At 58.7% G+C, this 11,614-nt stretch carries 8 protein-coding genes; 2 read left to right on the plus strand and 6 right to left on the minus strand.

Translation table 11 applies throughout. The features are described 5' to 3' along the window. The first annotated feature begins 138 nt into the window (after positions 1–138). Entirely contained in the window at positions 139–828 is a 690-nt protein-coding gene (locus ABG996_RS07080; RefSeq protein WP_229065363.1) for a trimeric intracellular cation channel family protein, read from the plus strand. Positions 829–934: 106 nt separating this feature from the next. Continuing rightward, complete coding sequence (locus ABG996_RS07085; protein ID WP_347479283.1) at positions 935–2,080, plus strand: DUF8173 domain-containing protein; 1,146 nt, start codon at positions 935–937, stop codon at positions 2,078–2,080. Positions 2,081–2,303: 223 nt separating this feature from the next. Here ABG996_RS07085 and ABG996_RS07090 read toward each other — a convergent pair whose 3' ends face one another. The 6 genes from ABG996_RS07090 to ABG996_RS07115 form a co-directional block, all read right to left on the minus strand. Further along, positions 2,304–3,995, minus strand: a complete 1,692-nt coding sequence (locus ABG996_RS07090; protein WP_347479281.1) for a SpaA isopeptide-forming pilin-related protein — start codon at positions 3,993–3,995, stop codon at positions 2,304–2,306. Beyond that, positions 3,949–7,698, minus strand: coding sequence for a Spy0128 family protein (locus ABG996_RS07095; protein ID WP_347500974.1), 3,750 nt, complete (start codon positions 7,696–7,698; stop codon positions 3,949–3,951). Before ABG996_RS07095 ends, ABG996_RS07090 begins: the two co-directional genes overlap by 47 nt. A 427-nt stretch (positions 7,699–8,125) precedes the next feature. Next, the gene (gene typA / locus ABG996_RS07100) at positions 8,126–9,964 is read right to left on the minus strand and encodes a translational GTPase TypA (protein ID WP_152068591.1); all 1,839 of its coding nucleotides are present in this window, start codon (positions 9,962–9,964) and stop codon (positions 8,126–8,128) included. Positions 9,965–10,081: 117 nt separating this feature from the next. Continuing rightward, positions 10,082–10,531: a hypothetical protein gene (locus tag ABG996_RS07105; RefSeq protein ID WP_089572580.1), complete on the minus strand. Its 450-nt coding sequence runs from the start codon at positions 10,529–10,531 to the stop codon at positions 10,082–10,084. A gap of 30 nt (positions 10,532–10,561) precedes the next feature. Then, positions 10,562–10,918, minus strand: coding sequence for a hypothetical protein (locus ABG996_RS07110; protein WP_138374280.1), 357 nt, complete (start codon positions 10,916–10,918; stop codon positions 10,562–10,564). Positions 10,919–10,951: 33 nt separating this feature from the next. Beyond that, positions 10,952–11,452, minus strand: a complete 501-nt coding sequence (locus ABG996_RS07115; RefSeq protein ID WP_138374279.1) for a bifunctional nuclease family protein — start codon at positions 11,450–11,452, stop codon at positions 10,952–10,954. Positions 11,453–11,614 lie beyond the last annotated feature (162 nt).

Here is an 11,614-nt window from a genome sequence, read left to right on the forward strand (position 1 = left end):
TTTGGAGGCTGATGTACACGTTTGGTGCCTACGCCCCCACCCAGTCCCAACCGTTTACCGAGCAATAGGGTCGCCACGCCCGCCAACCATGTACTATGTACGGGCATTGTCTAAACCCGTAACTCAAAGGACCCCATCTTGCCCGTTGCCGCCGCTATGATCGTTACCGCACACGCCTCGGATGCCATGGTTGCCATCCCGTTTTGGCTCGAGATGTTCGCCGTCGTCGCGGCATCGATCTCGGGCGTGTTGGTCGCACGCGAGCACAAACTCGACCTGGTGGGCGCCGTCGCGCTCGCCGTGGTCTGTGGACTGGGCGGCGGTCTTTTGCGCGATATGACGCTGCAGGTGGGCAATGTCTACATCCTCAACCAACCGATGGCGCTCCCGCTCTCCATCGCCACCGCGGCCATCATCTACATCTTCCCGGCAATCGTCGACAAGCCCGAAAAGCTCATTCCCCTGCTCGATATCATCTCGGTGGGTATTTATGCGGCAACCGGCGCAGACAAGGCGCTGGTCTACGGCTTTGCGCCGGCGGTGTGCATCATGATGGGCTTTTTTACCGCGGTGGGCGGCGGCATGCTGCGAGATGGTTTTATGGGTGTGGTGCCGGGTATCTTCCAGCGCACCAACTTCTATGCCATCGCGGCCATCGCCGGATCGGCAAGCTATGTTTGCCTTGTCATGAGCGGCTTGGTCAGCAATGTCGTCGCACTGGTCGTTTGCGTCGTGGTGACCATGGGACTACGCTGGCTGTCGCTGCGCTTTGATATCAAAAGCCCCACCGAGGATGACATCGCACGCTTTTTGCACCGCAAAAAGTAGGTGGCGCGGGCTCATCCTTCGAAATGCAACCGAGAGGTTCTTTTAGAGCGCCCACGCGTTGGGTACCCTGTTAGGTGCATGTCGAGCATCTGACGAAGGATTCACTATGCCCTGTAATCAATTCCCGTCGACCCAGCGCCGTAAAGCGTGGGGCCGCATCACGATCTTATTCGCGCTCATCGCTCTAGCGGTCACCGCGCTTCCCACGGCGTCGTTCGCCGGCACGGACACCGCAGGCAACGTACTTGCGACCGACAATGACGCCAATTCGTCCGGCGTCGAAGGTGACCTGTACTGGGCAGGTCAGGCCCTCAACTTGGACGATGCGTCCATCGGCCGCGACATAATTGCAGCAGGCGAGAGCCTCTCCATCCGCGACTGCACGGTGGGCGGCGCCGTCCGCTTGGCGGCACGCACTATCGATATCGCCAAGACCACGGTTGATGGCAGCGTCACGGTCGTCGGTCAGCACGTTGTGCTCAATTCCGACAGCACCGCCAACTGTTTTTACGCGATAGGCGAGACGGTTGCCCTGCGCGGCTCTACCAAGTCGGCAGCGCTTGCGGGCGATACGGTGACCATCGATGGCACCGTCGAGGGCGATGTCGAGGTTTGGGCCGACAAGCTCATCCTGGGCAAGAACGCCCACATCACCGGCACCGTGAACGCGCACGTCTCCGAGGACCCCGAGCGTGCCGCAGGAGCCGAGGTAGGCGCGCTCAAGATCGACCGCACCGAGAACGAGGATACTTCCACCGTTAACGATGTCATCGGCGGTATCGTCGCCGCGGCACTCTCGACCTGCTTTGTCGCTCTGCTGCTCGAGCTCGTCTTTCCGCGCGCGACCGCCAGCGCCGCCGGCATGCTCCACCAGCGCCCCATGCCCCTGTGGATGAGCGGTCTTCTGAGCACGATTGCTATCGTCCCCGCCGTCCTACTGCTGATTATCTCTATCGCTGGTCTGTCGCTTGCCGGAGCCCTCTTGTGCGGTGTTATTGGCATCGCACTGGTGTCGAGCGCCTTTGCGGGGTGCGCGATCGCGCGCATGGTCGGAAACAGCCAGAACCGCTACGCCATGGCGGCTGTGGGCGGCGTGATCGCAGGCGCCCTCACGGGGCTTCCCCTCGTAGGCGACTTCATCAGCGGCGTGGCCTTCGTCTTTACACTCGGCTACATCATCCAAATCATCTGGCGCAACGCCCACCTCAAACCGCAGCAGCCAGCTAACACGCCAGGACTCCCCACCGCTTAGCCGCCGACCACCACAAAGATGCCAAGCACCTTTGTGGTGGTGCAAAGGGGTCAGGTTACTTTGCACCAACAAACGAAGCGGGGCGCCCGATCGCATCGACCGGGTGCCCCACTTTTCTTGGAGGGTTCTCTAGTAACTTTTTCAAAACCAATGATCATCAGGCCGATGGACCTGCGCGTCACTCGCTACGGAGGCAGTACGCCATTGAACAAGGGGGGGACAATTATTTTTCACGGCGACCTCCTCCCCGCTTGATGACGAGCGCGACAACAATAGCCGCCACTCCGATGGCAGCCAAAACCGCCACCAGCACCAACGCTCTATCTCCCGTCGAGGGCATAAAGCCACGACTTGCTTCTTTACTTGGGGTGTTGAGCACCGACAGCTCAATCGAACCCGTCCCGGCATCGGCGATATCAACCCGCAGAGGGCTTTCGGCCGACACGGTCACTTTGGGCTTCGCAGCTGCCACCTGCTTGACGTCCAGACCCTCGGCCGTAACCGTTACCGTTCGTTTGCCCTCAAAGGCGGTGTATCCCTTGGGAGCCGCGACCTCCTCGACGGTGTAGACACCCGCGTCCACACCGCTCAATTCCACATGGCCATCCGCGCCCGTGGCGACGCACACGTCGGCATCCGTCGACCACGAGCCGTCACTCATTAGAATGCGCCCGCGGTCATCGATGATGCGCAGCTTGGCGCCCGCGAGCGGTTCATCGTCCGAGCTTGAGCGCTTAACCAGACTGAGTCCCCAGGTGTAGGCGCACGCGTCATCGCTCGGCGTGCGGGTGAATCCGGCGTCGCCGGACTGATCGGCGAGGGGAGAGCGCGGGTAACGCAGGTAGACCTCGTTGGGGTTGCCCTTCGCGATGCCGTGGTTGCACGCGCTGTTGAGCGGCGCGTTGTACACGGCGACCACGCGGGCGCCCGCGGTAAAGGCTTCGGTCCCGCCGAGCGCGGCGATGAGGTCGCCGGTGCGCACGGTGAAGGTCTTGCCGTCGGCCGGTACCTTGGTGGCGCACTGGGCCGTGATGTCGGTCCAACCCTTCGCGGGCTCAGTGCCGGCGCGGCCGTCCCTGCCGGCCGAGACGGCGTCGAAGCCGCCGTCCGCGCCCGCCGCCGCGTACACGCGCATGCTCGCGGCCACCTTGGAGGGGTCGAGCCCCGCGCCCATGGTGTCGACGAACCGCACCGTATAGGTGTCGTAGGCCGTTAGCCCTGCCGGGACCGTGGCCGAGAGGCGCCAGTACAGGTCGTCGGCGACCGTGGCGTCGGCGGCCTTCTGCCAGGCGGCGGTGCCGTCCTCCAGCACGTGCTTGGCGACCTTGGGCGTCGCCGCCTTGGGCTTGACGGTGACGGCACCGCCGCCCACCAGGGCCATGATCGGCGCGGTGCCGGCCTCGCCCTGGTCGATGGCGTCGTCGTCGGCGACGATGAGCCAGTAGCCACAGGGCAGCTCGGCCGCCATACCCGCGTTGAGGGGAACAGAAGCGGCACCTGCATTGCAAATCGCACAGGCGAGCCTTGCCGCCAGAGCGGTCGACATATGTCCGTCGGCATTCAGCCACTCGGCAGCCTCTTGCGCCGTCGATGCCGAGCTATCAAACCCCGCATCATAAAGAACGGGAAGGACAGCCTGACGAGCTGCATCGCTCGCCCACGCCAAGTCCGTCGCGACCTTTTGATCGGAGCCGGCTTTATCGGTAACAGTTGCCGAAAAGAGCTGGTATGCATCGTATTGCGTCGCGACGTCGCCGCCAATCGTGATGGCTCCGGCATCGGCAGCACGGGCCGTCTCGGGCGACGCTGCAAAAGCGAGGATAGTCGTCATGGCCACCATCATGACGGTCAACAAGCGGCGGTGCAGTTTACTCACGGCGACCATCTCGATCAAGACCACGGTGGCGACGAGCATGCATCCACGTCGCGGCAAAACACAACAGCGAAGCGCCGGCAAGATATGTCATAGTCAAGCCAGCCCCGCCCGCCTCAGGTAGCGTAGTCGAGTACTTGTTGGTAAAGGTCGGCGGATTCTGAGAGCCATCGTTATAGGTAACTAGGGCGTCGAGCTGGTCCGTGCCATTAGCTACCTTAACCGTGACGTTGTACACGGTCCTGTCATAGGTGATGTGATCTTTAACATGGTCGACGGCGCCCTCGGGCTCGACCTCGGAGATGGTGTAGGTATAGGTTCCCGCCTTGTTGTACTTGACGTCAAAGGAGACATTTCCCTTGTCATTATTGGTCACCGTCTGGAGCACCTTGCCCTCGGCGTCCTTGAGCACGAACGAGAACTGCCCCGCCTTGAAAGTGCCACCTTCAAGCACTTTCTTTGCTTTAATAACCGCAGAGCCCGTTAGGCGATTGTCGTAAATCCAGATCTCGTCCTTTTTGTCATCGCCGATGATTTCGGAGTCTTTGACGATGCTCTTCGCTTTATTGAGCTCAGTTTGATACTTCTCATCGTCAGCATTGCCCTTAAGCATGATCCACGTGGGCGCCGCCGCGGCATAGCCGTCAGGCGCTTTCGTCTCCACGAGCTGGTAGAGCACGCAATTTACCATCGCCTTGTCTTCTGCGCCAAACGAGATTTTGCCGTTGGCGTCGGTGGGGGCGGTTTCAAACTCAGTCCTTGCATTCTCGATACCCACCGTTGCAACCTGGTCCATATTCACGCTGTAGAGCGTAAACTCCGCATGCTCGAGCGTCGCACCGACCTGCTGGGCGTCGTACTTGGTCATCGTGATGCCGTAGCCGTTGCCACCTGCGCTGGCAGAAGCTTTTTTAATTTCCCATGTTTGATCATCAGTCGCAGAACCGTCCTTCACACCCGTAAGCATGGCGGTATTGGAAAGAGGAACCTTGTTGCCAGGATTTCCGCTCGGGATGACCTCGTACTCGACCTTGAGGTATTTCTCATCGGGCACGTTAAGTGTCAATCTCGTACATGAGCCAGACTCGTTGTTGACCTGCTCCATCTCTGACGAATAATCCTTATCGGCCAGTTCAGACCAATCGTTGCTCACGCGCTCATAGACCTTAAGCATCGACGGCACCAACGTGCACTTGGCATCCATGGTATCGACCAGCTCGAGGACACCAGTGCCACTCTTAAGATCGACAGCTGACTCGTTAACGAAAATGGTGTACTTGATGCGATTGCTATTGTCGACCTGTTCGCCGGTCTTCTTGATAACGTTGTTCTTAATGGTGACAGCACCACTGCCAGAGTCGAATTTCTTGCTTCCCGACTCGGCGCGCGCAGAATTGGTGAACTTCACCTCGTTCGTGGATGTGTCGAGCTCGCTGCGCTTGACCGCCGTCTGGTACGTAAGCTTGGCGTAACCGGCGTAGTCGCCGAGTTCCGTCGTGGGAATGGAGAAGGTGACCGTGTTGCCGTTGGTGATGATGTTGCTGGTAGCAAGCGTCTGACCCGTAACGACATCCTTGGCCTCGCCTCCGCGCCCAAGCCCCGCATGTAGATCGTAGGGGTTCTGCACAATCGTGTACTTTGCGGAACCCGCGACATAGCTCATCCCGCCCGGAATGGTATCGATGATGTTCAGCGGTACGCGGCCGAGCTTTCCAGCTCCATAACAATCTCCTGCCGCGGTCTTCTGGCGATTCGCGTACACCGTCCAGTCGACGACCCAGGCTCCCTTCTCGTTCGAGCCGTCAACGGCACTCCAGTCGAAGTCCTCGTTCCAAGTTACCTTCGACTCCGCTTCTGGCTTCTCGACCGCGGGCGTCGTTTCCTTGTTGACGACATACATTGGGCTATCGGTGTAGTACGGCCAACCGCCATTCTGCCCCGGCACCGTAACAGATGCGAAGTTCGAGTACCAGCCCGGCAGCGCATCAGAAGTGGTGGTGTACGTGATGTCGGCGTAATCCTCGTTCGCGAGAGCCGCCTTCACCTTGTCGTTAATGTTTATGTCGAGGTTGAAGTTTCTTTTGTGCCCATCCTTCTGCACAACGTTATTTCCATCTTTCAGCTCATTTGTCGTCAGCTTCCAGTCGTCGCCTCGAACTAGCTCAGTTTCACCAATCTTGATCTTTATTGAGTTGACATCAACGCCGATATCTTGTTTCCACGCTGATTGAAACGTGTCCTTCACCGTCACCTTATCAAGGTTGGCCGCATTGACGATAGCTTTCAGTACCACGCGCGTCTTCCACTTCGCCTCGCCAGTTGTTGCGGCATTCTCTCGACCCACGAGTTCCTTGGTGATCGGTGTGCCCACCAACTGCGGCGTAAACTCACCTTTACCAGTGCCGGAAACGGAACCATCGTGCTCGATCGTTGCGCTGTTGCGCACGGTGTCATACGAACCCGTTTCATTCATCTTGGTGTGATAAACAATGCGATAGGTGATGTACTTATCCTCAAGGTCAGTCGGAAACTTGTAGGTAAAGGAACTCTGCGACGAATCGAGCTCGCCTTCCTTGAGGACCTCCAAACCCGAGCTGCCCTTATAAACCGTATAGCCCCCCGTATACGTCTGCTTATCGTCCAGATTATCGGTGAACACGTAGCCGCTCATGTCGGCCTTGAGCTCGCCTTGGTTGAGCGTGACGGTCCATGTGATGTCGGACGGCGTGCTATTGCGGTCGCTAGACTTGCCAATCATGTCGTAACGAAAGGGGCCGGGGGCAGCCGTAACCGTGCCGTTCTGACGATCGTTGGCACCGCCCCACTCCCACGACGCCATGTTCTTTGAGGCTTCCTGGCCGTTGATGAACTCTCCGTTATCCACGGAGATACCGCTCTTCAGCTTGGTTTCATACGTAATCGTATGGACACCCTGGGGAAGACTGCCTAAGTTCTCGATGGTCGCGGTCTGACCTTCGATTTTTGGCTGCGATCCAATCGTCTTGTTATCGAGCTTAAAGCTGCGCTCCACAAAGCTAAAGTTATCACCCAGCGTATCAGTGAACTTGACGTTCGTGACATACGACTCGACTGTGAGCTCAACGGTCCAGGTGACTTTGGCCACGCCATCGGGACCCTGAGAGAAAACCCCCGACTTCCTCTTATTCGTAACCCTACCGTCCTTGATGGGAATATTTATCGATCCCTTGCCAGGAAACTCGACAGACACATTGCCGCCGGCGCCGATGTCTTTGTTTGAAAGCTGGAACGAGAAGTTTGCCGCGACATGGATATTCGCAGGGTTTTTTGCGAGCCACGCCTTGTCAAACGTAAAGACAACCTTATTGCCCTCGATCTTCCACGTGCCAGCTTGGGCAGCAGAAGCTTCCGGACCCTCCATGAGGTTGCCACCCGCGTTTTCATCAACGACGATGGTGTCGGGTAGCTCATAGACAGCGATATAGTTCTCGGGCGAAGGCGCCTTACCGCTTTTGAATTGTGCCAAGAAAGCTCCATAGAGCGTCGAAGTGGACGTTACAGGATCCTTGAGCTCTTGAGTATGGTTCTCATCGGTATACAGCTTGACATCAACCGTCGCCGTATCCCCATCGATCGCAATCGGATCGGGCTTCGCAACGTCATCGGCGCGCACGGGGGATGCGCCGTGAAAAACTGCGGCGGTGAGGCTAATCAAAATGAAGATCAGGGCCGCCATACCAAGCGACCGCGAGCGGTGTGCGTCCATAGTTGTCCCTTAATTCCTACAACACAGTGTGGAATACGGCGAATCGTCGGATCGAACACAAACCCCAACATCAACGAGAACCTACCTAGCGCATTGCAAGAACCCATTGGAGGCAACTTCTAAGACGGTTCGTCTATGCCACAATGCATAAAATACAATATAGATACCAGTCATGTAAACCGCAGGTAAAGAGGTCTTTTAATTTAATACCAGTTGATATTTATCTGTTAATAGTTTTGTATCAAAACGGTTATATCCCGTGGAATTATGTATATGTTTAAACAACTTAACTTTGACCAGAAAGCCAATCGGTGGGGATAGCCGCCCCCGCTGTGGTGCAAACGAACCTGCCCCCCCCCTGCACCAAAAAGGGCACCGACCATCGCGGTCGGCGCCCTTTCTTGTTAGTTGCTATAAAGCCCAGCACTTATTTGTTGACCTGACCGGCGCGGACGGCGGCCTTCTTGCGGTCGGTGGCATTGAGCAGACGCTTGCGCAGGCGGATGTTCTTGGGAGTGATCTCCACCAGCTCATCGTCGGCGATGTACTCCAGCGCCTCCTCCAGCGAGAAGGTGCGGGGCGGCACCAGCTGGACGGAGATATCGGAGGTCGAGGAACGCTGGTTGCCCAGGTTCTTGGTACGGGCGATGTTGACGACCATGTCGCCGGCCTTGCTGCGCTCGCCCACGATCATGCCCTCGTAGCACTCAGTGCCCGGCTCAACGAACAGCTGGCCGCGCTCCTGCAGCGTACCCAGAGCATAGGCAACGGCCTTCTCGGTGGTCATGGAGATCATGGCGCCGTTCTGGCGGTTGCCGATCTCGCCGGCATAGGGGCCGTACTCCAGGAAGGTGTGGTAGAACACGCCCTCGCCGTGAGTGACGTTCATGATGCGGTTCTTAAGACCCATGATGCCGCGGGTCGGGATCTTAAACTCAAGGTGCGTCACGATGCCCGAGGTATCCATGCTCGTCATGATACCGCCGGAGGTGCCGAAGACCTCAACGACCTTGCCCGAGTACTCGTCCGGGCACTCGACGACGGCCTGCTCGACGGGCTCCATCTTGTTGCCGTTCTCGTCCTTCTTAAACAGAACGCGGGGACGACCGACCTGGAACTCAAAGCCCTCGCGGCGCATGGACTCCATCAGAACAGACAGGTGCAGGATGCCGCGGCCCGAGACCTCGACGCCGCTCTTGTCCTCGAGCTCCTCGATCTTCATAGTCACGTTGTTCTCGGCCTCGTTGAACAGGCGCTCCTTAAGCTGACGGGCGCCCACGATGTCGCCGTCACGGCCGACGAGCGGGGAGGTCGAAGCCTCAAAGACGATAGACAGGGTCGGCGGGTCGATCTCAATGGGCTCGAGCTCGACGGGGTTCTCGGGATCGGTGTAGACATCGCCGATATCGGTGCGTTCAATACCCACGACAGCGGCGATATCGCCGGCGCCGACTTCCTGGCACTCGGTGCGGCCCAGGTAGTCGAAGGTAAAGAGCTGCTTGACGGTAGCGGTGGCGCTGGAGCCGTCGTTCTTCACAACCAGGATCTGGTCGCCCTGGTGAATGGCGCCGGAGTACACGCGACCGATACCGATGCGGCCGACGAAGTTGGAGTGGTCGATGGTCACGCACTGCATGGCCAGCGGGGCGTTCTCGTCAACCTCGGGCGCGGGCATGTCGTCGATGATCATATCGAGCAGCGGATACATGTCCATGTTGCCGTCGTTGGGGTCAAGACGGGCAAAGCCGTTCATGGCGCTGGCGTAGACCACGTGCTCCATGGCGAACTCAAGCTGGTCGTCGGTGGCGCCCAGGTCGGCCATAAGGTCGAGGCAGTCGTTGTAGGCCTTCTCGGGGTTAGCACCCGGACGATCGATCTTGTTGATGACGATCATAATCTTAAGGCCGGTGTCGATAGCGTGACGCAGCACGAAGCGGGTCTGGGGCATGGGGCCCTCAAAGGCGTCGACCAGCAGCAGGGCGCCGTCGGCCATACGCAGCACGCGCTCGACCTCGCCGCCAAAGTCGGCGTGGCCCGGGGTGTCGATGACGTTGATCTTAACGTCCTTGTACTCGATAGAAATGTTCTTGGCGAGAATCGTAATGCCGCGCTCGCGCTCCTGGTCGTTGGAATCCAGGACGCGGTCCTCGACCTGCTGGTTGGCACGGAAGGCGTCCGTGGCACGCAGGAGCTTATCGACCATCGTCGTCTTGCCGTGGTCGACGTGGGCGATGATGGCGATGTTCCTCAGATTGTCTACGCGCATGTAGTTCCCCTATCTTCTATCCATATACAAACGGCACGCGTATGCGACCCGCCCAGCGATGCAACGCTCAGCGGGAATATTGAGCCTTTTACCGAAAACTCGTTTATTTTAGCGATTTTAGATGAGAGGGGTTTCCTCACCTGCAGGTTCAGGGTCGCTCCACATAAAACCATCGCCGGCGCCCATGCCCTCATACAGCACATATGCCGAAAAACCACTCTCGAGCGTGGTTTCGAAGAAGCTCACGAGCAGAGCATCGTGATAGCCGCCGTCAATCTCGACGCAGCCGGTGTAGCCGATGGCATAGCGGGCGATACGGCCCAGGCCCTCGTCCTTAAGACCCATCTTGTGCTCGGAAATAAAGTTGGTGGCCGCCTCCAGGCACGCCTCTTCGCCGTCCTCGTCGAGCGCCGCCAGATATCGGTTGGAAGCAGCGTCCTCAATCGCCACAACTACGCCCGGATTCTCGCCGGCGGCAAGGTCGTCCAAGAACGCACCAATCAGGTCACACACCATGGCGTCGAGCTCGGCGGAGACGTTACCGGCGTCCTGCATATCCTGTGCCATCTTTAGACCTTCCCATCGAGTCTGGCGTCATTACAGTTCTTGTGCCTCGGCGGCAATCTTAGCGGCAGCGTCGCGGGTGCGCATCATATCCATCGCGCGCTTGTCGAGCACCTTGATCTGACTGGTCAGCATGACCGCATCGACCACACCCCAGATCACGAGGCCCGTAGAGATCGAAAACCCAAGCGCACCAACTGTACCACGAAGGCGCGAGCAGATTGCCGCGACAAGGGCGGAGACGACAACCATCTTGATAAACGAGCCGCGGCGTTCGCGAAGCGTGCGGGCCTGCGTCACATAGGCAATGCGAGCCGCCTCAGAAGCCTCCGAGCGCATCTGGGCCTCGCGCGCAATGGCCGCCGCCTCAGCCGACATACCGCCGGCCATCAGCGAACGCTCCGCAGCCTGGCCGCCCCACATTTAGAAGTCATCGGGGGAGAGCGTATGGACGAACTCGTCGAACTTCTCGAACTCCCGCTCGTCGTCAACTTCCTCGGCATGGGCAGAAACGGTGCCCAGGCGATTCATGATGTCGTCCTCCACAAACATGGGGGCATTGCTGCGCACGGCAAGGGCAATGGCATCACTGGGACGCGCATCGATCTTATGCTCGTTGCCATCGGCCAACACGACAACCGTCGCGTAAAACACGGGCGGCTCGGCGCGAACGATTTCGATGCGTTCGAGCTTGGCACCCAGGGCGCCAACAGTATCGAGCAACAGGTCATGGGTAATCGGGCGCTCGGCGCGGCCGCTATCGATGCCGCGGCTGATGGCAGCGGCTTCAAACGAACCAGTTTGAATGGAAAGGGAACGCAGTGGCGCGGGCGAGTCCGATTTGCTGCAGCGCTCGCGAAGCACGATAAGCGATGGCACGGGACCGGCGGCCATGACGATGGTCTCTATGTCGACACGAACCATGGAACACCTCCGGTACGTAGCGGTTAACACGCGGCAAGGTCGCCGCATTGAATAGCTATACTACCCAATCTTTCGCACAGCACACAAAACCAAAATGAGATTTATCGCAGACAAGAAAAAAGCCCCGAGGCAACGCCCCAGGGCTCTTCACAGTTTTGATGG

The sequence above is a fragment of the Collinsella aerofaciens genome, assembly GCF_039836695.1.
GTDB lineage: Bacteria > Actinomycetota > Coriobacteriia > Coriobacteriales > Coriobacteriaceae > Collinsella > Collinsella aerofaciens_BD.

Coding starts and splice junctions, on each gene's coding strand:
- ABG996_RS07085 (WP_347479283.1), top strand. CDS start 935: ATGCCCTGTAATCAATTCCCGTCGACCCAGCGCCGTAAAGCGTGGGGC.
- ABG996_RS07090 (WP_347479281.1), bottom strand. CDS start 3,995: ATGCTCGTCGCCACCGTGGTCTTGATCGAGATGGTCGCCGTGAGTAAA.
- ABG996_RS07095 (WP_347500974.1), bottom strand. CDS start 7,698: ATGGACGCACACCGCTCGCGGTCGCTTGGTATGGCGGCCCTGATCTTC.
- typA (WP_152068591.1), bottom strand. CDS start 9,964: ATGCGCGTAGACAATCTGAGGAACATCGCCATCATCGCCCACGTCGAC.
- ABG996_RS07105 (WP_089572580.1), bottom strand. CDS start 10,531: ATGGCACAGGATATGCAGGACGCCGGTAACGTCTCCGCCGAGCTCGAC.
- ABG996_RS07110 (WP_138374280.1), bottom strand. CDS start 10,918: ATGGCCGGCGGTATGTCGGCTGAGGCGGCGGCCATTGCGCGCGAGGCC.
- ABG996_RS07115 (WP_138374279.1), bottom strand. CDS start 11,452: ATGGTTCGTGTCGACATAGAGACCATCGTCATGGCCGCCGGTCCCGTG.